Origin of the sequence: Streptomyces cyaneochromogenes, from assembly GCF_003963535.1 — a bacterium.
Classification (GTDB): Bacteria; Actinomycetota; Actinomycetes; order Streptomycetales; family Streptomycetaceae; genus Streptomyces; species Streptomyces shaanxiensis.
Genome location: NZ_CP034539.1, coordinates 6,960,844 through 6,983,214 on the forward strand (window position 1 = coordinate 6,960,844; position 22,371 = coordinate 6,983,214).

At 70.4% G+C, this 22,371-nt stretch carries 15 protein-coding genes; 7 read left to right on the forward strand and 8 right to left on the reverse strand.

The genetic code is table 11. The features are described from left to right. Positions 1-131 precede the first annotated feature (131 nt). The 4 genes from EJ357_RS31885 (at position 132) to EJ357_RS31900 (ending at position 6,662) form a co-directional block, all read left to right on the forward strand. The gene (locus EJ357_RS31885) at positions 132-725 is read left to right on the forward strand and encodes a DUF6114 domain-containing protein (RefSeq protein ID WP_126395139.1); all 594 of its coding nucleotides are present in this window, start codon (positions 132-134) and stop codon (positions 723-725) included. Beyond that, a complete protein-coding gene (locus tag EJ357_RS31890; protein ID WP_126400319.1) occupies positions 715-2,049 on the forward strand; it encodes a hypothetical protein in 1,335 nt (444 codons plus the stop codon). The genes EJ357_RS31885 and EJ357_RS31890 overlap by 11 nt, the downstream gene beginning before the upstream one ends. Positions 2,050-2,357: 308 nt before the next feature. Beyond that, on the forward strand, positions 2,358-6,254 hold the full coding sequence (locus EJ357_RS48515; protein ID WP_175647595.1) for a hypothetical protein: 3,897 nt from the start codon (positions 2,358-2,360) through the stop codon (positions 6,252-6,254). Between the two features lie 18 nt (positions 6,255-6,272). Then, positions 6,273-6,662, forward strand: coding sequence for a hypothetical protein (locus tag EJ357_RS31900; RefSeq protein WP_126395140.1), 390 nt, complete (start codon positions 6,273-6,275; stop codon positions 6,660-6,662). A 93-nt stretch (positions 6,663-6,755) separates the two neighbouring features. Here the strand turns inward: EJ357_RS31900 and pyk are convergent, their stop codons facing one another. The 3 genes from pyk to pta all read right to left on the reverse strand — a co-directional run bounded on the left by pyk (position 6,756) and on the right by pta (position 11,612). Then, a complete protein-coding gene (pyk, locus tag EJ357_RS31905) occupies positions 6,756-8,186 on the reverse strand; it encodes a pyruvate kinase (RefSeq protein ID WP_126395141.1) in 1,431 nt (476 codons plus the stop codon). A gap of 118 nt (positions 8,187-8,304) precedes the next feature. Next, a complete protein-coding gene (locus EJ357_RS31910; protein WP_126395142.1) occupies positions 8,305-9,513 on the reverse strand; it encodes an acetate kinase in 1,209 nt (402 codons plus the stop codon). Next, on the reverse strand, positions 9,510-11,612 hold the full coding sequence (gene pta, locus EJ357_RS31915; protein ID WP_126395143.1) for a phosphate acetyltransferase: 2,103 nt from the start codon (positions 11,610-11,612) through the stop codon (positions 9,510-9,512). The genes EJ357_RS31910 and pta overlap by 4 nt, the downstream gene beginning before the upstream one ends. Positions 11,613-11,810: 198 nt before the next feature. On the opposite strand from pta, the gene EJ357_RS31920 reads away from it, so the two are divergent. Continuing rightward, complete coding sequence (locus EJ357_RS31920; protein WP_126395144.1) at positions 11,811-12,836, forward strand: ATP-dependent 6-phosphofructokinase; 1,026 nt, start codon at positions 11,811-11,813, stop codon at positions 12,834-12,836. 146 nt (positions 12,837-12,982) lie between these two features. Then, entirely contained in the window at positions 12,983-13,162 is a 180-nt protein-coding gene (locus tag EJ357_RS31925; protein WP_126395145.1) for a hypothetical protein, read from the forward strand. A gap of 4 nt (positions 13,163-13,166) precedes the next feature. On the opposite strand, the gene EJ357_RS31930 is transcribed toward EJ357_RS31925, so the two are convergent. Further along, positions 13,167-13,919, reverse strand: coding sequence for a helix-turn-helix domain-containing protein (locus EJ357_RS31930; RefSeq protein WP_407698429.1), 753 nt, complete (start codon positions 13,917-13,919; stop codon positions 13,167-13,169). A gap of 486 nt (positions 13,920-14,405) precedes the next feature. Between EJ357_RS31930 and EJ357_RS31935 the strand changes: the two genes are divergently transcribed. Then, entirely contained in the window at positions 14,406-16,595 is a 2,190-nt protein-coding gene (locus tag EJ357_RS31935) for an ATP-binding protein (RefSeq protein ID WP_228472672.1), read from the forward strand. Here EJ357_RS31935 and EJ357_RS31940 read toward each other — a convergent pair. The 4 genes from EJ357_RS31940 to EJ357_RS31965 form a co-directional block, all read right to left on the reverse strand. Further along, positions 16,585-17,424, reverse strand: a complete 840-nt coding sequence (locus EJ357_RS31940) for a carbohydrate ABC transporter permease (protein WP_126395148.1) — start codon at positions 17,422-17,424, stop codon at positions 16,585-16,587. The two genes, EJ357_RS31935 and EJ357_RS31940, sit on opposite strands and share 11 nt — an antisense overlap. Before the next feature lie 6 nt (positions 17,425-17,430). Then, positions 17,431-18,372 carry a carbohydrate ABC transporter permease gene (locus EJ357_RS31945; RefSeq protein WP_126395149.1) on the reverse strand — a complete coding sequence of 314 codons (942 nt, stop codon included), beginning with the start codon at positions 18,370-18,372 and terminating at the stop codon, positions 17,431-17,433. A 10-nt stretch (positions 18,373-18,382) separates the two neighbouring features. Further along, positions 18,383-19,801, reverse strand: a complete 1,419-nt coding sequence (locus EJ357_RS31950) for an extracellular solute-binding protein (protein WP_126395150.1) — start codon at positions 19,799-19,801, stop codon at positions 18,383-18,385. A gap of 535 nt (positions 19,802-20,336) precedes the next feature. After that, positions 20,337-22,319 (reverse strand): ATP-binding protein, encoded by a 1,983-nt coding sequence (locus tag EJ357_RS31965; RefSeq protein WP_126400325.1) that lies wholly within the window; start codon positions 22,317-22,319, stop codon positions 20,337-20,339. Between the last annotated feature and the right edge of the window lie 52 nt (positions 22,320-22,371).

A 22,371-nucleotide genomic window follows, 5' to 3' on the forward strand; every position in this document is an offset into this window, starting at 1 on the left:
CCCTCGCTTCTCCGCCCCGCCGGCCCGGCCCCTCGTGGGCCGGGCCCCCTCAGAGACTCAGAGTTCCGGCTTCATAGACGCCTACGGCCGAGCCGGTACGTACTTCCACCGGACCCAGGGAGCTGTTTTCCATGAGTGCCGAGACACCGGTCCAGAGCGCCGGGACGTTCACCCGGTTGCGTCTGCGATTCCGTGACTGGCGGGGCAGCCGGCCGTTCTGGGCGGGCGTGTTCACCCTGCTCGGCGGGGTGCCGATCGCCTATTTCCCGTACGCCACCCTCAAGCTGGGCACCATGTCGCTCACCATGGCGACCACCGCGGGTGCCGGCTCCCTCATCATCGGCGTCCTTCTGGTCACGCTGGGGCTGACCATGTGGTTCCAGCACGCTACGCGGGTGTTCGCCGGCGTCGCGGCGATCATCCTCGCGCTGGTGTCCTTGGTGGTCTCCAACATCGGTGGCTTCGTCGTCGGCTTCCTGCTGGCCATGATCGGAGGCGCGCTCGCCATCTCCTGGATGCCGGGCAAGGACCGGCCCGAGGCGAGCAAGTCGCATGACGAGGGCGGGCCCGCCGACGAGGACGCCGCGCAGCCGGGCGCCCAGGGCGGTTTCGAGCCCGGGCAGCCGTTCCCGCCGCACGGGACCTCGGACGGCGGCTCCACCCACGGGGATGGGCAGCACGGTTACCGGGCAGAGGACCGTGTCGGGGGTGACCGTGTCGGCTGACGAGGCCCGCGACAAGAGCTTTGCGGCCCCGGCACGGGAGAGAACGGGACCGCGCCATGCGGCACCCAAGAAGCCGCTGTTCACCAGGTTGCACATGCCGGCCGGCAAGGCGATAGCGATGGCCGCGATGCCGACGGCGGTCCTGATGGGCATGGGCTTCACGCCCACGCTGGCGCTGGCCGACGACGGGGCGCCGACGACTTCGAACAGCTTGACGGCCGACGAGTACAAGGAGTGCGTGGCGGCCCTGGCGGAGGACGCGGACGGTGCGTCCGCATCGGCGACGCCGGACGCCGGCGAGTCGACCGACTCCGCCGACGAGAACGAGGCGAAGCCGACTCCTTCGGCGTCGCCCTCCGAGAACTCCTCGGACTCCTCGGGCTCTTCCGGCTCTTCGGGCGACTCCTCCTCGTCGGATTCAGGTTCCGACGACGCGGCCGAGCCCACGCCGACACCCTCCCCGAGCAAGTCGAGCGAGGCCCAGTCCGGCGACACGTCCACGGCGTCCCCGTCGCCGTCCGAGAGCGGCGGCAACCTGCTGGAGGACATCGGCGACGCGATCTCCGGCATCTTCACCGGCGGCGACCAGGAGTCGGCGAGCCCGAGTCCGACGCCGTCCGCCTCGGCGAGCGCGAGTGAGGGCGCGACCGACGGGTCGGCGTCCGAGGACAGCGACAAGGACACGTCCGACCCCGTCAAGGAGACCACCGAGAAGGTCACCGACACGGTGGAGGACACCGTGAAGGACACGACCGACACGGCGTCCGAGGCGGCCGAGGACGCCACCGAGGCGGCCGAGGAGGCCACGGCCACCCCGAGCCCGTCCGCGAGCGCCACGGAACTCCCCGAGGACTGCGAGGCCGCCACGGAGGACGAGGGCGGGGTCGACAACAAGATCCTGGTGCCCGACGACCCGTGGTACCTGGAGGCCAGTTCGCTGACCCTGAAGGGCGCGGACTACCAGGGCATCGTCGAGGTCAAGACCGCCAGCGGCAAGACCAAGAAGGTGCTGAAGTACGTCATCTCCGACGGCACCGACATCGGCGACCTGCACCAGCTCGTCAAGGACAAGCAGTCCGGCAAGACGCACCACGTGCAGGCGGCCAAGGGCTCCAAGTCCACGATCACCGACGGCAAGACGGTGATGTACACCGAGAGCATCTCCGGGAACCTGCTGGGCCTGATCCCGGTCACGTTCGACCCGGAGCACCCGCCGCCGCTGAACATCCCATACATCTACTTCACCAAGGTGAAGGTCACGCAGGCCGGTCAGTTCGGCGGCACGCTGACCGTTCCGGGGCTGCATCAGTACGTCACCGACTGAGCGCAGCCGTCCGAAGTCCTTCCGGGAGCCGCACAGGACTGTGCCCCGTCGGGTCAACGCCCGGCGGGGCACAGTCATGTGAGACTCCCGACCGAACCTCAGTACGATTCAAGGGTTCCGCAAAGGCTTTCTCACTGCCATGATGATCGCGTCCCCTGGGGAGGGGGCGCGGGGGGCGCGTGTTGACCGCACGCGGAACAGACGGGGATCTCTTCTCTTCCTGGCTTTACTCGCTGACGCTTCGGCGTGCCTTCTTCCTGTGCGGACGCATCCGACCATCCGGACTGACCATCCAGGTAGGCATCGACGTGCGAACACGAAGAAGATCACCGAGACGACTCCGACCGGGGCGCGCACAGGGGGGTTTCGCGGCCGTAGCGCTCGCGACCGCGGCGGCCGTACTCGGCGGACTCGTCTCCGCGGCCCCCGCGGCCGCCGACGAACCGGGCGACAACCCGGCCAACCCGTATGAGCGCAGCCTGCGCATCAGCCTGGGCTCCCAGGCCCGCGAGGACCGCTGCCAGATAGCGAGGGCCGTGCACTTCGGCGGACCCGAGATGAAGGCCTACGCTGCGACTCGGCTCGCGGGCACCGACGCCGATCTGCGTACGGCCGTCGCTGGCTTGACCTTCGGTGAACTCGGCGACGCCAGCCGACGGGACAGGGACGCGGGCATAGCCGACCTCAGGGCCCACGAAGCCCGCCAGAACAAGCTGAACACCGCCAACGAGCCCTACCGGTCGGTGAATTCCTCGGGCGGCCGGGACTTCTGGGCGCCCGACTTCGGCAAGGAAATCGTCACTTTCACCCTCGGCACCCAGCAGGACCTGTACGACAAGTCCTGGGAGGATCCGACGCCGAGGCCCGGCAAGGCCTCGCTGGACCAGGCCAAGAAGGTGTTCGACGCCTTCGACACCGGCGACGACGAATGGGCCGGCGCGTACAAGCAGCGCGCCGGGGACGAACTGCTCAGCACCAACAACATGGGCCCCTCCTCGGCCAACGACGTCGCGACCTTCCTGCGCTTCGGCGGCTTCCCGACCAAGGCCCCCGAGCCGGACTCGCTGGAGTTCCGCACCGAGGTCGAGGCGCTGAAGACGGCCTGGGCTGCCTGTGACAGCGCCAACCCGATCGACCACTACCGGGTGCTGACCGGGCCGGTCGTACAGGCGTACCAGGAGTGGGAGGCGGAGTACGCCGGCCAGGCCGAGCAGCGCAAGGCGATCGTCACCGCCGAGGCCACCGCGGCGAAGGAGACGCGGACCGCCACGGCCGCGATGATCGAGGCGGTTCGGCAGGCCTGGCAGGCGGACCAGATCTTGTACTGGCAGAAGCACTGGGCGGCGAACAAGGACTCGATCTTTTACCCGGCGAAGTCCGAATTCACCAAGGCCACGTCCGACCTGAACAACGCGAGGACCAAGGCCGCCGCGCAGGTGGCCGTCGCAGATGCGGCGGCAGCCCGGGCCAAGACGGCCGCGGCGACCGCGAGCACCCAGCAGACGAAGGCGTGGACGATCGCCGACGCCGCGAAGCTGCCGCGCGGCCGGGGGCTGCTGTACGCCCAGCAGTCCGTGCAGGTCACCAAGGCCTCGTCCGCTGCCGCCCAGGCGGCGGCCAAGGCCACGCTGACCGCGTCGAACGCGGCGAAGGCCACGGTGGCCGACTCCCAGACGCTGCTGGCGCTGGCGAAGACGCAGACGCACGCGCTGAACACGGAGTTCCGCAAGACGGCGGCCCTGGAGGCCAAGGCGCAGGCCAAGGCCGCCGCCGATTCCGCGGCCAAGCTGGCCGCCGAGGCCGCGGCCGACGCCAACACCGCGAAGAAGGCCCGTGAGACCGCCGAGAAGGCGGAGCAGACGGCCAAGACCCAGGCCGCGGAGGCGAAGCGGCAGCGCGGCATCGCCGAGGCCGAGAAGGCCACCGCCGAGCGTGAGCGGGACATCGCCGCGAGCGAGCGGACGAAGGCCGGCGCGGCCGAGGAACGGGCGCGGGGCGAGCAGGACAAGGCCCGCCAGGCCCGTACGGCCGCGGAGTCGGCGGGCGCGACGGCGACGCAGAAGCTGGCGGCGGCGCAGGGTGCCGAACTGCGTGCCTACAAGGCCCGCAACGCGGCGGTGAAGGCCGAGCACGAGAAGAACGCCACCGCCTCCCGCGCGGCGGCCCTGGAGTCCGCGGCAGCCGCTGCCGAGGGCACCGCGGCCGCGGCCGAGACCCGGCAGGCGGCCACCGAGGCACGTGGCGCCGCCAACGACGCGGCGGGCGCGGCGACGCGGGCCCGTACGGCGGCGAACGAGGCGACCACGGCGGCGGTCAACGCCCGAGCGGCGGCGACCCGTGCGCAGGGTGCGGCCGAGCGTTCCCGGTCCGCCGCGGAAGCGGCCCAGTCGGCGTACGCGAAGACGCACGCGGCCGCCGAGACCGCGCACGCGGCGGCGGCCGAGGCGATCGACGCGGCCGCCTCCGCGAAGCAGAAGGCCAAGCAGGCGGACGCCGAGGCCAAGAAGGCCCAGGCCGCGGCGATCACCGCGCGCAAGGAGGCCACCGCTGCGGTGGCCGAGGCCGCGAAGACGGCCGCGTGGGCGGCGAAGACCGCCGGTTACGCCGCCGCCACGGCCCAGTACGCGCAGGGCGCCCGTGATGCCGCGACCGCGACCACCAAGGCGGCCGACGAGGCGATCACCATCGGCTCCCCGTACCGCGAGACCGACGCCTCGGCGGCGTACGCGGTGCTGATCGGGCAGACCTCCAAGACGCTGGCCGAGCAGCAGGCCACCGCGGCCAAGGCCAAGTCGGACGAGGCGAAGAAGGCGGCGGCGCAGGCCAAGGCGCTCGCGGACAAGGCCGCCGGCGACGCCAAGATCGCCCTGCAGGCAGCAGCCGACGCCGCGAACTACGCCGTGCAGGCGGTCGAGTCCGCCGCCGCGGCGAACGCTTCCGCCAAGGCCGCCGCGACGGACGCCGCCGCGGCGAAGAAGGCCGACGCGAACGCCCAGAAGTACGACCAGCAGGCGGGCACCGACGCCTTCTACGCCAACTCCGCGGCCAACGATGCCGAATCGGCGGCCGCCCAGGCCGACCGCGACGCCACGGAGGCCGAGAAGGACGCGGCCGGAGCCCGTTCCGCCGCTTCCGCCGCCGAGTCCGACGCCGCCGTCGCGGATCAGGTCGCCACGCACGCCGAGTCGGACGCGGTCAAGGCCGAGAAGGCGGCCTCCAACGCCGACAGCGCGGCGAAGGAGGCGGACGCCGCCGCCACCCGCGCCGAGGAGGCGGAGCGCAAGCGCCTGGAGGAACTCCGCAAGGAGAAGGCCGACCAGGCGGCCAACCCCGGCCCGGCCCTGTCCTCCGAGGAAGAGGCCGCGCTGCTGCGCATGTGCGGGCAGGAGTGCGTGGACCAGTACCGGTCCGCCCTCGCTCTGGCGTCCCTGAGCCTGCTGGACTGGGTCAAGCAGAACGGCGGGCAGATCCTCCTCGACGAGATCGGCTGGACCGACCTCAAGAACTGCCTGACCAAGGGCGATGTCGAGGCCTGCCTGTGGACGCTGGTCAAGGCCGTCCCGGCCAACAAGATCGTCGGGGTGGGCAAGGCGATCGTCCGGATCGCGTCGGGTGTCATCGGGTTCTTCGAGAAGTCGGCGAAGGCCAAGAGGACCCTCGACAAGCTCCGCAAGCTGGCCGAGAAGGCGAAGAAGGATCCGGAACTTCCGGCCTGCAAGAAGAAGTCCGCGAAGAGCGCCGCCTCCGTGAAGGGCGCCGGGACCGTGCGGACGGCCGGGTTCGCGACGGCGTCGTCGGCCGCCGCGGCCTCGTCGGACGACGACGAGCCCATCGACCTGGACGCCTGCAACATCGACCTGGCAGAGGACCTGCCCGACGAGATCCTGGAGGACATCGAGAAGAAGTACGGCTCCGACGTGGCGGACGGCGTCGAGTACCAGTGGATGCGGATGGGCGACACCTCCAACCCCCGCAATGCAGCGGCCCACGACCTTCCGGGCGTCGGCCGCAACCTGAAGGACATGGCCGACTACTTCCAGAAGTGGCGGGGCAAGGCGACCCACATCGACACGGAGACGAAGCACGAGGTCGCCTACGATGAGGACAAGGGCTTGATCGTCATCATCCAGGACTACCGCATCCACGCCTACAAGCTGCGCTGGGAGAAGTTCGCCAACGGCGGCCGCTACGAGCCCAAGAGCTGACGCGCAAAGGAGGCACGGTTGAGAACACAGTTGAAGCTGACCCGCGACGGCGACGCGTTCATCGCCAGGCTCGCGCCCTCCCAGGCGTCAGCGATGTACGAGGCGCTGAGTCATCTGAGCGAGCAGGACTACGGTGACACGGAGCTGACCCTGTTGGTCGGCTCGGGCCGGGAGGCTGTCGACGCACTCGTGGAACGCCTGGCCGGCCGGCACACGGAGGTACGCGACTTCCGCCTCACCATCGAGGAACTCCACATGGTGCACAGCGCGCTGACCGCCGCGCCCACCATGTTCCTGGTGCGTGGCGGCGTCTTCGCGGAGGAGCCGTTCCACATCCGCCTGGGCTTCTACCGGGAGAACTTCGACGTCCTGGCGCATGCCGTCGTCCAGGCGGTGGCCGAGGCGTGACACCCGGCGGGAGCCACTGAGCACGCAAAAGGGCGCCCCCTGCTACAGGGGGCGCCCTCAGCGCTGTACGGGAGCCTTGTGGCGGCCTCCGGGTCAGTCCCGTGCGCCCCCGCCCAGGTGGTGAACCCGGACCATGTTCGTCGTCCCCGGAACCCCGGGCGGCGAGCCGGCCGTGATAACGACAATGTCACCCTCGTTGAACAGCCCCAGCTTGACGATCTCCTGGTCCACCAGGTCGACCATCTCGTCGGTGCTGTTGACGAACGGCACCACGTGCGGCTCGACGCCCCAGCTGAGCGTCATCTGGTTGCGGGTGCCCTCGTCCGTGGTGAAGGCGATGATCTGCTGGGCGGCGCGATAGCGGCACAGGCGGCGGGCGGTGTCGCCGGACTGGGTGAAGGCGACCAGGCCCTTGCCGCCGAGGAAGTCGGCGATCTCGCAGGCGGCACGGGCCACCGAACCACCCTGCGTACGAGGCTTCTTGCCCGGCACGAGCGGCTGCAGGCCCTTGGCGAGCAGCTCCTGCTCGGCGGCGGCGACGATCTTCGACATCGTCTTGACGGTCTCGATCGGGTAGGCGCCGACCGAGGACTCCGCGGACAGCATGACCGCGTCGGCGCCGTCGAGGATCGCGTTGGCCACGTCGGAGGCCTCGGCGCGGGTCGGGCGGGAGTTGGTGATCATCGACTCCATCATCTGGGTCGCCACGATCACCGGCTTGGCGTTGCGCCGGCACAGCTCGATGAGGCGCTTCTGCACCATCGGGACCTTCTCGAGCGGGTACTCGACGGCCAGGTCGCCGCGCGCGACCATCACGCCGTCGAACGCCAGCACGACGTCCTCCATGTTGGCGACCGCCTGCGGCTTCTCCACCTTGGCGATGACCGGGACGCGGCGGCCGACCTCGTCCATGACCTTGTGCACGTCCTGCACGTCGTTGGCGTCCCGCACGAAGGACAGCGCGACGAGGTCGCAGCCCATGCGGAGGGCGAAGCGGAGGTCCTCGATGTCCTTCTCGCTCAGCGCCGGCACGTTCACGGCAGCGCCCGGCAGGTTGATGCCCTTGTGGTCGGAGACGACGCCGCCCTCGATGACGATCGTCTTCACCCGGGGGCCGTCGACCTCGGTGACCTTCAGTTCGACGTTGCCGTCGTTGATGAGGACCTGGTCGCCCTTGGCCACGTCACCGGGCAGGCCCTTGTAGGTGGTCCCGCAGATGGACTTGTCGCCCGGGACGTCCTCGGTCGTGATGACGAACTCGTCACCGCGCTCCAGCTCGACCGGGCCCTCGGCGAACGTCTCCAGACGGATCTTCGGGCCCTGGAGGTCGGCGAGCACACCGATGGGCCGCCCGGTCTCCGCGGCGGCGGCCCTCAGGCGCTCGTACCGCCCCTGGTGGTCTGCGTGGGTGCCGTGGCTGAAGTTGAAGCGGGCCACATTCATGCCCGCCTCGATCAGCGAGACGAGCTGTTCATGGGAGTCGACCGCGGGGCCGAGAGTACAAACGATTTTCGAACGGCGCATGGTGACGATCCTATCGGTTTGTTTCGCCGCGGAATATTCCGTCTGGTGGAAGATACAAATGAGCTGGGCTTTGCTCAGCCGTGTTACTCAGGCGTTGTCCACGCGGCGGAGCCGCATATCAAATACGCCCGACCAGCGCATAGGTCTGTGTCGCTATTTCCAGTTCTTCATCCGTCGGCACCACAGCCACGGCCACGCGCGCGTGCCCCGGCGAGATCAGCCGCGGCTCGTCACTCCGTACGGCGTTCAGCTCGCCGTCCACCACCATGCCCAGCTCCTCCAGGCCCGCGACCGCGGCCTCGCGCACCGGCGCCGCGTTCTCGCCGACCCCGGCGGTGAAGGCGATCGCGTCCACCTTGCCGAGCACCGCGTAATAAGCGCCGATGTACTTCTTCAGACGGTGAATGTAGATGTCGAACGCGAGAGCGGCCCGCTGATCACCCTCGTCGATCCGGCGGCGGATCTCCCGCATGTCGTTGTCGCCGCACAGACCGATCAGCCCGCTCTTCTTGTTGAGAAGAGTGTCGATCTCGTCCGTGGACATTTCGCCAACACGCATCAAATGGAAGATGACGGCCGGGTCCATGTCCCCGGAGCGCGTACCCATCACGAGCCCCTCCAAAGGCGTCAGCCCCATGGACGTGTCCACGCACCTCCCGCCCCGAACGGCTGACGCGGACGCGCCGTTGCCGAGGTGCAGCACGATGACGTTCACGTCCTCGGGCGCCCTGCCCAGCAGCTTCGCGGTGGCCCGGGAGACGTACGCGTGCGAGGTGCCGTGGAAGCCGTACCGGCGTATCCGGTGCCGGTCGGCGGTCTCGACGTCGATCGCGTAGCGGGCGGCCGACTCCGGCATCGTCGTGTGGAACGCGGTGTCGAAGACGGCGACCTGCGGCAGGTCGGGCCGCAGACTCCGCGCGGTGCGGATGCCGGTGAGGTTGGCCGGGTTGTGCAGCGGGGCGACCGGGATCAGCCGCTCGATCTCGGCGAGCACGGCGTCGTCGATGACGGTCGGCTCGGTGAAGTGCCGGCCGCCGTGCACCACCCGGTGGCCGATCGCGGCCAGTTCCGGCGAGTCGAGCCCGAGCCCGTCCTTGGCGAGCTCGGCCGACACGGCCTTCAGGGCGGCCTCGTGGTCCGCCATCGGCCCGGTCCACTCACGGCTCGCCCCGCCGCTCGCGAGCGGCGTGTGCTTGAGCCGGGAGGACTCCTCGCCGATGCGCTCGACGAGCCCCATGGCCAGCCGGCTGCTGTCACGCATGTCGAGCAGCTGGTACTTCACCGACGAGGAGCCGGAGTTGAGGACGAGGACGCGGGACGAGCTCACTGGGCGGTTGCCTTCTCGCTGGGGGACTGGGCGGGGGACTGGGCCTGGATCGCGGTGATGGCGACGGTGTTGACGATGTCCTGGACGAGGGCGCCCCGGGACAGGTCGTTGACGGGCTTGCGCAGACCCTGCAGCACCGGACCGACGGCGATCGCGCCGGCCGAACGCTGCACGGCCTTGTAGGTGTTGTTACCTGTATTGAGGTCCGGGAAGATCAGAACCGTTGCCTGCCCGGCCACTTCCGACCCCGGCAACTTGGTCTGAGCGACCGACGGCTCCACGGCGGCGTCGTACTGGATCGGCCCCTCGGTCTTCAGATCGGGCCGCCGCTGGCGCACCAGCTCGGTCGCCTCGCGCACCTTGTCGACGTCGGCGCCCGACCCGGACGTACCCGTCGAGTACGACAGCATCGCGATCCGCGGCTCCACGCCGAACTGCTCGGCGGTGCCCGCCGACTGGATGGCGATGTCGGCCAGCTGCTCGGCGTTCGGGTCGGGGTTCACGGCGCAGTCGCCGTAGACGAGGACCTTGTCGGCCAGGCACATGAAGAAGACGGACGAGACGATGCCGGCGTCCGGCCGGGTCTTGATGATCTCGAAGGCGGGCCGGATGGTCGCGGCCGTCGAGTGGACGGACCCCGACACCATGCCGTCGGCCAGACCCTCCTGCACCATCAGGGTTCCGAAGTAGTTCACATCGCTGACGACGTCGTACGCCAACTCGACCGTGACCCCCTTGTGGGCGCGGAGCTGGGCGTACTTCTCGGCGAAGGAGTCGCGCAGCTCGCTGGTCGCCGGGTCGATCAGCTCACAGCCGGCCAGGTCGATGCCCTGGTCGGCGGCCGTCTTGCGGATCCGGTCGACCGGCCCCAGGAGCGTGAGGTCGCAGACGTTGCGCCGCAGCAGCACCTCGGCGGCCTGCAGGACGCGCGGCTCGGTGCCCTCGGGCAGCACGATGCGCCGCATGTTCGAGCGGGCCTGCTCCAGCAGCTTGTGCTCGAACATCATCGGCGTGACCCGGTCGCTGTTCGGCGCCGAGACCCGCTTCAGCAGCTCGCCGGTGTCGACGTACCGCTCGAACAGGCCGAGCGCGGTCTCCGCCTTGCGCGGGGTGGCCGCGTTCAACTTCCCCTCCAGGGAGAAGAGCTGTTCGGCGGTGGGGAAGCTGTAGCCGGGCACCGAGAGCACCGGCGTGCCCGGGGCGAGGCGGGCGGCGAGGGTGAGGACCTCGTCGCCGGGGCGCTCGTCCAGGGTGAGCAGCACACCGGCGATCGGCGGGGTGCCGGCGCTGTGCGCGGCCAGCGAGCCGACGACCAGGTCGGCGCGGTCGCCCGGGGTGACGACCAGACAGCCCGGGGTCAGGGCGGTGAGGAAGTTCGGCAGCATGGCGCCGCCGAAGACGAAGCCGAGGGCGTCGCGCGCGAGCCCCGAGTCGTCGCCGAGCAGGACCTTCGCGTCCAGGGACTGGGCGATCTGCGCGACCGTCGGCGCGGACAGCGCCGGCTCGTCCGGGACGACGTAACAGGGCACCGCCAGCCGCGAGTCGAGCCGCTGGGCGATCTCGTCCCGGTCCTCCCGGGCGACCCGGTTCGTGACCATGGCCAGCACGTCGCAGCCCAGGCTCTCGTACGCCCGGTAGGCGTTGCGCGTCTCGGCGAGCACGGACTCCGCGGTCTGCTTGCGTCCGCCCACCACCGGTATCACGGACGCGCCGAACTCGTTGGCGAGCCGGGCGTTGAGGGACAGCTCGTCCGGGAGCTGGGTGTCGGCGTAGTCGGTGCCGAGGACGAGGACGACGTCGTAGTCGCGGGCGACGACGTGGAACCGGTCGACGAGCGTGGACACCAGCTCGTCCGTGCCGCGCTCGGCCTGCAGGGCGGACGCCTCGTGGTAGTCCATGCCGTAGACCGTGGCCGGGTCCTGGGACAGGCGGTACCGGGCGCGCAGCAGCTCGAACAGGCGGTCGGGGCTGTGATGGACCAGCGGCCGGAACACCCCCACCCGGTCGACCTGTCGGGTCAGAAGCTCCATGACCCCCAGTTCGACGACCTGGCGGCCGTCGCCGCGGTCGATGCCGGTCACGTACACGCTGCGCGTCACGCGTGCTCTCCGTTTCGTCTGTCAGCTGTCAGCGGCTTGGGTCGCAAAATCGCCCAGTGGGGTGAGCGAAACCCTCTTGACAATACCCTTGCCGGTAGATAAGGCGCCCGTCAGGATCAGGGGCCCACACCGTTGTCCGGGACGTGAAACAATCGGACTGGCTCACCGGTATCAACAGCGAGCAGGAGACACAGCACGATGCGTATCGGAGTTCTCACCGCAGGCGGCGACTGCCCCGGACTGAACGCCGTGATCCGGTCGGTCGTGCACCGGGCCGTCGCGCAGTACGGCGACGAGGTGATCGGCTTCGAGGACGGATACGCGGGCCTGCTGGACGGTCACTACCGCAGCCTCGACCTGGAGGCGGTCAGCGGCATCCTGGCCCGCGGCGGCACGATCCTCGGCTCGTCGAGGCTGGAGCGCGACCGGTTGCGCGAGGCGTGCGAGAGCGCGCCCGACATCGCCCGCGACTTCGGCATCGACGCGCTGATCCCGATCGGCGGCGAGGGGACCCTGACGGCGGCGCGGATGCTGTCCGACGCCGGGCTGCCCGTGGTGGGCGTACCGAAGACGATCGACAACGACATCTCCTCGACGGACCGCACCTTCGGCTTCGACACGGCGGTCGGTGTCGCCACCGAGGCCATGGACCGCCTGAAGACGACCGCCGAGTCCCACCAGCGGGTGATGGTCGTCGAGGTCATGGGCCGGCACGCGGGCTGGATCGCGCTGGAGTCCGGCATGGCGGCGGGTGCGCACGGCATCTGCCTCCCGGAGCGCCCGTTCGACCCCGCCGACCTGGTGAAGATGGTCGAGGAGCGCTTCGCACGCGGCAAAAAGTTCGCGGTCATCTGCGTCGCCGAGGGCGCCCACCCCGCCGACGGCACCATGGACTACGGCAAGGGCGACATCGACCAGTACGGCCACGAGCGCTTCCAGGGCATCGGCACGGCCCTCGCGTTCGAGCTGGAGCGCCGCCTCGGCAAGGAGGCCAAGCCGGTCATCCTCGGCCACGTCCAGCGCGGCGGCGTGCCCACGGCGTACGACCGCGTCCTGGCCACCCGCTTCGGCTGGCACGCGGTGGAGGCCGCGCACCGGGGCGAGTTCGGCAGGATGACCGCGCTGCGCGGGACCGACGTGGTGATGGTGCCGCTGGCGGAGGCGGTCACCGAGCTGAAGACGGTGCCGAAGGACCGGATGGACGAGGCGGAGTCGGTCTTCTAGCACCGGTCGGGTCCGGCGGCCGGGCACAGACTTCCGGCCGGTCGCAGGTTGCGCCCAGGCGCGCTTCAGGTCCGGCATGGACTTTGGTGCCCATGCACGGACGCGGGCGACCATGACCGGGATGACCGGGATGATCGGTGTCCGGGATGACCCGTTGCTCCACCGGCTCCTCCGGGCCATTGAGCTCGGCGTCGGCCGCCTTGGGCGCCCCGAGCGGGATGCCGTCCGGCGGGCCGGGAGGCGGCGGGGTCATGGGCCCGGGCGCCTCCGAGGTCAACGACCACGGGGTGGATCTGCTGAAGCCGCACCTGGAGAACGACCACTGAGGGCTCAGGGGCCGCTCCTTTGGACCGTCGCCCAGAAGCGCTCCACGATCCGGTCCAGGAACTCCCGGCCGGCCGCACTGGAGTCACCGCTGCCGCCGCCCCAGCTGAGGGTGGCGGTCATCTGCCCCTGGTAGTCCTTGTGCAGCTCCTGGAGGGTGTCCTCCAGGACACGCCGGTCCAGGGGCACCATCTTGTGGACCGGGCGCACATACGCCTGCCAGCGCGTCGTCACGGCACTGCGCAACAGGTCGGCGAGCTTGGCGTCGCGGCCCGTGACGGTGATGAAGTCCGGCAGCGACAGACCGAGGACGTCGGCGAGGGCGGCGGACTGGCGGTCGGTGCCCTGCCAGTCGTCGTTCTCCTCCATGCGGAGATACGCGAGGACCTCGTGCCCGACGGTACGGGCCACGTCCTCGGGCGCCAGGCCACGGGCGATGCGGTGCTCGCGCAGCGTCCGCGGCCTGCCGAGCAGCTCACCGGGCGAGCACCACAGCACGCCCGCCAGAGCGGTGAGCTCGTGGCTGGTGGGGGCGGCGAGCTCGCGTTCCCACGCGATGACCAGGTCCTCGGTGACGTAGGGCAGCCCGTAGGAGGCCCGCATGCCGTAGGCGACATGCTCGGGGCCCATGTTGAGGGCGGCCCGGAGGCTGCGGGCGGCGGGGGCGTTGAAGGGGGGAGTGGGCGGGGTACGGAGGCTGGAGCGGTTGGGGTGGTTCGGCTGGCTGGGCTGGTTCGGCTGGGCTGGGGGTCGGCGCACGGGGCACAACGTAGGACGGCCGGGGTGGGGTGACTACGGTCTGTTCGGCCAGGATTACGGATTGTAGGAAGCTACGGCTACTGGCGGGTTCGTTCCCGGGGGAGATCGTCCGGAAGGGCTGGGAGGACGGCGGGGCAGGTTCGGCCCGGACGGCGGGGGACCGGTCCGCCGGACGGTGACGGTCGGTGAACGGCAAGGTCAAAAGGCATATTCGCGGACGCTTTCGGGTGTCGATCTCCTGGCGGCCCTCGGCAGGGATGCCGCAGCCGTGGATCGTGTGAGCGGGCATCGAAGAGGAGTACGCCACGGCCGACGCGGTGAGGGAGGCCGTGGAGACGGGCCGGGAGCGGCTCGATTCCAGCGGTCGGGCGGCTGGAGCGGCACCCGGCACACCTCCGCCAAGTCACCCGGGACAAAGGAGGGTTGGGGCCTGTGGCCCGGCGTACCGTAGACATGGCAAGTGTTCGACGCGCTTCGGGGGATGCGGTGACTGAGGGCTCGTACGGCGATCATCTCGACTTCAGCGGGGGCCAGTTCCACGGCCCCGTGACGGCCAAGGTCGAGGTCCTCGAGTACGGTCCGGCCCCCACCGCGCTGGACTCCCTGCCCGCCCCGACCGTCGGGTTCACCGGCCGGGACGAGGAACTGCGCACCCTGCTCGACGCCCTGGCGCCGACCGCGTCCGGCGGCCCCGAGGCGGTGCTCGTCACCGCCCTGTCCGGGCTCGGCGGCATCGGCAAGACGGCGCTCGCGGTGGAGGCGGCGCACAGGGCATGCGGGCGGGGCTGGTTCCCCGGCGGTGTGCTCTTCGTCGACCTGCACGGATACGAAGACGATCCGGTCAGCCCCGACCAGGCGCTGGAGGCCCTGCTGCGCGCCCTGGGCATCGCCTCCCAGCACATCCCGACCCAGGAGGACGACCGGGCGGCGCTCTACCGTTCGACCCTCGTCCAGCGGGCGCGGGAGCGGGGGCCGATGCTGATCCTCGCCGACAACGCCTCGCTGCCGGAACAGGTGCGCCTGCTGCGGCCCGGCGGCGGCGCCAACCACCGTCTCCTGGTCACCTCCCGCGAACGCCTGCCCACACTGGCCGCCAGACTCCTGCGGTTGGACGAGCTGACCCCGAGCGCGTCGTACGAACTCCTCGACCGTGCCCTGCGGCTGGCCGACCCGCACGACAACCGGATCCGCCACGAGACCCGGGCGGCCGCGGACATCGCCGCCCGATGCGGACACCTGCCGCTCGCCCTGCAGATCGCGGCCGCCCGCCTCGTCCTCGACCCCGGCAAGCCCGTCGAGGAACTCGCCACCGAACTCGGCGAGTTACGCGACCGCCTCGTCCACCTCGACGACGGCGAACGCAGCGTCCGCGCCGCCCTCGACCTCTCCTTCCGCAGACAGCCGGACGAACAGCGCCGCCTGCTCGGTCTGCTCGCCCTCGCCCCCGGCCCCGAGGTCGGCACCCAGGTGATCACCGCCCTGACCGGCTCCGACACCCCGCCGGTCCGGGCCCTGGACGCGCTGTCCCGCGCGCACCTCATCGAGCCGGGGACCGCGCGTGGCCGGTGGCGGCTGCACGACCTCGTCCGTGACTTCGGGATGCTCGCCGTACGCGAGGACGCGGCCCTCGCGCGGGAGGGCGAAGCGGCGCGGACGCGCGTGCTCGCGTACTTCTGCCGCCACGCAGCGGCCGCGGACGCCCGGCTGCGATGGCTCCCCGGGATGCCCGAGCCGCAACTGTTCGGCGACCGGGCCGCGGCCCTGGCGTGGCTGGACGCGGAGCGGACCGGCCTGGTCGCGGCCGTGCAGTGGGCACAGGAGGAACCGCACGCGGCCGCCGGGGTACGGCTCGCCCAACTGCTGGCCGTGTACCTGGACTGGCGCCGCTACTTCGACGACCTGATCGTGGTGAGCAGCGCCGCCCAGCAGGCCGCCCGGCGCGTCCTCGACCAGCGCGGCGAGGCCGCCGTCTGCACGAACCTCGGCAACGCCCTGGCGAGCGTGAACCAGGTGCGGGACGCGGTCACGGTGCTCGTGGGCGCCCACGAGCTCTACCGCCAGGTCGGGGACGAGCACGGTGAGGCGATCGCCCTGAGCAGCCTCGGGGCACACCTGCGCGACGAGGGCCGGGTGGACGAGGCGATCGACGCCCTGCGCCGGGCCATCGAGCTGTACGCGACCGCCGGGGACCGGCACCGCGAGGCGATCACCTGGACCACGCTCGGCCTGGCGCTGGCCCAGGCCGACCACATCCAGCAGGCCGTGGACGCCCAGACCCGCAGCCGGGACCTGTTCCGTGAGGTCGGGGACCGGCAGCGCGAGGCCATCGCGCTCAACAACCTCGGCAGCGCGCTGGACCAGGACGGCCGGACGGCGGCGGCGATCGACTCGTACGTGAGCGCGGTGGCGATCCACCAGGAGTTCGAGGACTGGTACCGGGCGGCCGGAACCTACGAGAACCTCGCTCGCGCCCACCAGGCCGCCGGGGCACTCGAACGCGCCCGCGACCACTGGCTCCGGGCCGCCGGTCTCTTCGACGGCGCCGACGCCCGCGTACGCGCGGCCCTGGCCCGCGACAACGCGGAGGCCGTCGGAAGGCGACTGGTGAGCCCACCGAGCACGGGCACTCCGTCGGCGGCGACCGGCTGGGGACGTGGCAGGCGCATCACCCCTTGACCGCCCCGCCCAGCGCGAAACCGCCGCCCAGCCGCCGGGCGATCAGTACGTACAGCAGGATCACCGGAGTCGAGTACACGATGGAGAACGCCGCGAGCTGGCCGTACGCCACCATCCCGCGGTTGCCGAAGAACTCGTTGATGCTCACCGAGGCCGGCATCTGGTCGGGGGTGAGCAGGAGCATGAACGGGACGAAGAAGTTCCCCCACATCATCACGAACGAGAACACCGTCACCACGGCGACTCCGGGCCCCATGAGGGGCAGCACGATCCGCACCAGCGACTGCAGTGACGACGCCCCGTCGGTCCAGGCCGCCTCCTCCAGCTCCTTGGGTACCCCGTCCATGAAGTTCTTCATCAGCCAGATGGCGAACGGCAGTTGGGAGGCGGCGAAGAAGAAGATCGTCCCCTGCATGGTGTCGATCAGGTTCACCCGCACGAACAGGGCGTACACCGGCACCATGATCGCCGTGATGGGCAGACACGTCGCGAACAGGACCGTCAGCAGGAACGGACGGTTGAAGCGCGACCGGAACCGTGACAGCGGATAGGCGGCGAGCGCCGCGCACGCCACCGTCAGCGCCGTCCCGCCGCCGCACAGGAGCAGGCTGTTGAGCAGCGGGGTGAAGGTGATGTCCGGGGTCAGCACGGCGTCGAAGTTGTCCAGGGTCACGCCGTCAGGGAGTTTCACCTGGAGGTTCGCGTTCGTGTCCAGCGAGGAGAGGATCACCCAGGCCAGCGGGAGCACGAAGGCAGCGGCCACCACCAGGAGACCGGCGTCGGCGGCCAGGCGGTGGGTGGTGCGTCGGGACGAGAGCGTACGGGCCATACGGCGTCAGACCTCCGTTCGCAGCAGACGCAGGTAGACCACCGAGAACAGCGAGCCCACCAGGAGGAGCAGGAGGGCGACCGCCGTGCCGTAGCCGATCATGCTCTTCTGGAACGCCTCCTCGTACATGAACAGCGGCAGCGTCTGGCTCCTGCCGCCCGGGCCGCCCCTCGTCATCACCCAGATCAGCCCGAAGACGGACAGGGTCTGGAGGGTGATGAGCATGAGGTTCGTGCCGATGGAGCGGCGGATCATCGGGAGCGTGATGTGCCACAGCCGGCGTCGGCCGCCTGCGCCGTCGACCTCGGCCGCCTCGGTGATCTCCTTCGGGATCTCGCCCAGGGCGGCAGAGTAGACGAGCATCGAGAAGGCCGTACCCCGCCATACGTTCGCGAACGACACCGCGAGGATCGGGAGCGTGAACAGCCAGTTCTGGGAGGGGAGTTGGAGCCAGTCCAGGATGGCGTTCAGGGTGCCTTCGCGACGGAAGAAGGCGTACAGGAGAAACCCGGCGACGACCTCCGGCAGTACCCACGCCGTGATGACGATGGCGCCGGTGAGGGTACGGACGGGCTTCGAGGCACGCTGCATCAGCAGGGCCAGGCCCAGGCCCAGGGTGTTCTGGCCGATCAGGGCCGAGATGACGGTGAAGACGAGGGTGAGCCAGACCGCGTTGAGGAACGCCTCGTCACCGAAGGCCGTACGGAAGTTGTCGAAGCCGACGAAGGAGTCCTCTGCCTGGCCGGTGAGCTGGAGGTCGGTGAAGGCGATGTAGGCGCAGTAGGCGATGGGGCCGGCGAGGAAGAGGAGCAGCAGGACGACGGCGGGGGAGAGGGGGAGGGCGCGAGTAAGGGAGCGGTGGCGTGGCTGGGAACGATGCGTTGTGGGACGGGGAGTGGTTGGTTCCCGTCCCGGGCCCGGTGCAGGCCTTTTCGTGACGACCGTCATGAGCAGGGGCTCATTTCTCGATCACCTGGTCGTCCGTCGCCGACTTCAGCTCCTCGTCGTAGCCCTTCGCCGCCTCGTCCACCGACATGTCACCCGTCGTCACACCCTCCATCGCCTCCTGCACGGCGGTGGAGACCTTCGGATACGCGGGGTAGGCGGGACGGTAGTGCGTGCTGGCCACGAGGTCCGTGAAGAACTTGATGCCGGGTTGGGCGTCGATGTAGGAGGGGTCGTCCGCGACGTCCTGCCGTACCGCGATACCGGAGTTGGCGACGTACCACTTCTGGGCGTTCGCCTTAGTCTGCATCGTCTTGATGAACTCGAAGGCCAGGTCAGGGTTGCCCGCCTTGGCCGGGATGGACCAGGTCCAGCCGCCGGACATGCTCACCTTGCCGGGGGCCTGGCCGTTCTGGGTGGGCATGGCGGCGAGGCCGAGTTCGTCGGACCACTCGGGCCATTCGTGGCCGCTGCCGGGCAGCCAGTCCTGCGGGAGCCAGGAGCCGTCGAGGGCGATGCCGAGCTTGCCCTGCGGCAGCCACTCGCCGCGGACGCGGGTCATGACGTTGGGGTCGAGGGCGTCGGAGACGTCCGGGCCGAGTTTCTCCTTGTAGACGGTCTCGACGAACGTGAGGGCGTCCTTGAAGCCCTGGCTGCCGGCGACCCATTTCTTGGCCGACTTGTCGTAGAGGGGGTCGGCGGTGCCGTCGTTCGTGCCTGTGCCATCCGTCCCGTAGAGCAGCATCTCGAAGGTCTGCATGGTGGCGGCCTCACCGACGGGCTTGCCGGTGTAGACGTTCAGGGGGATGGCGTCGGGGGCCTTCTGCTTGATCGTGCGGGCGGCGTCGAGGACGTCGTCCCAGGTCTTCGGCTGCCAGCCGGCGGGCAGGCCGGCCTTCTTGAAGATGTCCTTGCTGAACCACAGCCCTCGGGTGTCGGTCCCGTCCGGCACGCCGTACGTCTTGCCGTCCTCGCCCTTGGCCGCCGCCTTCGCCGTGTCGATGAACTGTCCCCAGTCCTTCCACTTGGCGAGGTAGGGATCGAGCGGCTTCAAGTACCCGCTGGTGATGTCCGAGTTGATGAGGAAGGTGTCCTCGTAGACCAGGTCGGGGGCGGTCTTGGGGGAGCGGAGCATCTGCTGGAGCTTGGTGTAGTACTCCGAGTCCGGGGCCTTGATCGGGACGAACTCGACCTTCTTGCCGGGGTTCGCCTTCTCGAACTGCTTCTTGATGTCCGCGAGGTAGGTGTCCATCACCTTGATGGAGTTGTCCGTGGACTGCTTGAAGGAGACCTTGACGGTGTCCGGGTCGCTGCCGGAGCCGCTGCCGCAGGCGGCGAGGGTGCCTGCGGCGGCGAGGGTGAGGGCGAGGAGTGTGGGGAGGGCCGGGCGAGCGAGGCGGGCGGGGCGGGTGGCGGTGGGGCGCACGGGCATGACCTCCTGCGGGCGCACTTCGTTGTGGCGCGGGGATGGCTGCCTGGTGAACGTAGGTTGAGTGGTCTAGTCAGGTCAATGTGTATGCGGCGGATTGGGTGACGGCGTGGGCGAGGAGGGCGTCGGCTGCAGGAGGTGGTCGGCCTTGCCTGACTTGATGTCGCGGATGAGGATGCGGAGGGCTTCGCGGGTGTCGGTGAGGTAGTGGTCCGAGCGGAGGGCGGGGCAACCAACTGAGTTCATTGCTGGGTCAGTTGGCCTGCCCTGTCGATGAACTCCGGGCCGTGGGTGCTGTCGAGTTCTACGGAGTCGAGATGAGGGACAGCCGCCTCGGCGTAGACGACGGACTGCCCCGCCCCGGGACGCCGCCTGCCTTGAACGGGAGGCGTTGCGAGTGCTGGGGTGTGTGGTGCGGACGTGTGCCGGGGAGTGGGGGTTTGGGGAGGCGCGGGGGCCTGGGGGGTGGGACGCGGATGTGGGCTGTTGTGCCTCAGCCGGGGGCCCGGGGGTATGTGGGGGGCGGGGTGAGGTCGGGTCATTCCGGGGGCTCGGCTGCCGCGCGTGCTTGGGCGGCTTCGGTGGGGGCGTTGGCGCGGGTGTAGGCGTCGGCGGACTGGAAGTGAGCGGCGCGGGCCTCGGTGGGTCGGTGGGCGGCCTCATAGGCGAGGGCCAGGGCGTGGAGGGCCCGGCCCTCGCCGTACCAGTCCTCGAACTCCCGGTATGCCTCCAGTGACTCGCCGTACGCCTCGATCGCCTCCTCCGCGCGACCCGCCTCCTGCAGGCCGTTGCCGAGGCTGTGCCACGCCTTGGCCTCACGGTGGCGGTCTCCGGTGGCCTGGAACAGGTCGCGGGCTTGGGTGTGGGCGTCGATCGCTTCCTCTGTGCGGCCCGCCTCCTGCTGGGCGTTGCCGAGGTTGTGCCATGCTCCGGCCTCGTGGTGGCGGTCTTCCGCCTCCTGGCACAGGTCGCGGGCTCGGGTGTGGGCGTCGATCGCTTCCTCTGTGCGGCCCGCCTCCCGCAGAGCGATGCCGAGGTTGTCCCAGGCCATGGCCTCGCTCTCGTGGTCTCCGGTGGCCCGGTACAGGTCGCGGGCTCGGGTGTGGGCGTCGATCGCTTCCTCCGCCCGGCCCGCCTCCCGCAGGGCGACTCCGAGGTGGTCCCACGCGATGGCCTCACCCAGCCGGTCCCCGGCAAGTTGGGTGGCCTCCCGCGCGGCCGCCGCGACCGCGATCCAGTCGTCGAAATACCGCCGCGAGTACAGGTACTCCCCTAGACACTGGGCCAGCCGCACCGCCGAGCCCGCGAACCGCTCCTCCCGCCCCCACGCCACCGCCGCCACCAGACCCGCCCGCTCCCCGTCCAGCCACGCCAAGGCCTGCCCCCGATCCGCGAACCGCTCCGGCTCCTCCATCCCCGGCAGCCACCGCAACCGGTCATCGGCCGCATCCGCCCACCGCCAATAGAAATCCAGCACCCGGTCCCGCGCCGCCTCCCCCTCCTCCCGCAGCCTCGCATCCGCTGCGACCACACCCGACCCGAACCCGCGCACCAGGTCATGCACCCGCCACCGCATGGCGGGAGCCGTCCCGTCGACGCACCGCACCGGCGTGACGAGATGAGTGGCGGCCAACTCCTCCAGCAGGCGCAGCGTGGCCGCCAAGCCGAAGTCGGCCAGAGCGGCGATCGCCTCCACACCGGTCTCCGCACCCGGAGCAACGCAGAGCAGCCGCAGCAACCGGGCCTGTTCGGGCGGCAGCCGGCGATAGGAGGTCTCCAACACGGGACGCAGGACGAGCGAGCGGCCGTACAGGTCCGTGCCGGGGCTGCCTTGGTCGAGAACCGTGGTCGGGTCCCGGGCGTCCCGGATCTCGGTCACCAGAGAGGCGATGTTCCGATGTCGTCGTCGGCGCAGTATCCCCGTGGCGATCTGGAGGGCGAGGGGCAAATTGCCGCAGAGGTCGGACAGTTCGCGAAGCGCCTCGGTCTCGCGCTCAGGGCGTTCGTCGCGTTCGTCGGTGTCGAGCAGGGCGCGGGTCACCAAGGCGACCGAGTCGTCAGGGGCGAGTGATTCCAGGTCGATGAGGCGTACCGGAAGGGCGTCAGGACGGTCCCGCGAAGTGATGATCACCCGGTGATGGTCCGTGCCGGGCAGCAGTGGCAGGAACTGGGACGGCTCGGACGCGTTGTCCAAGATCAGCAGCATCTGGTCCTGCCGCTCGGCGAGGAGCGCGCGATATGTGTCGTACTGCCGCTCCGCCGTCGCCGGCAGATCCCGGTCCCGCACCCCAAGCGCATCGAGCAGCGCCAGCACCGCCTGATCAGCCGTGACCGGGTCGTCGTCGTACCCGCGCAGGTCCACGAAGAGCGTCCCGCCCGGGAACCAGCCCCGCGCACGGGCCCGGTGCGCCGCCTCCACCGCCAGCGCGGTCTTCCCGATGCCACCCATACCGGTGACGGCGAAGATGAGAAGCGGCCGCGCGGCCGTGTCGTCCTCGTCGGGTGAGAGATGCGGCAGCAGGCGTTCCAGCTCCGCCGATCGGCCGGTGAAGCCCAGGGGACGGGGCGGCAGC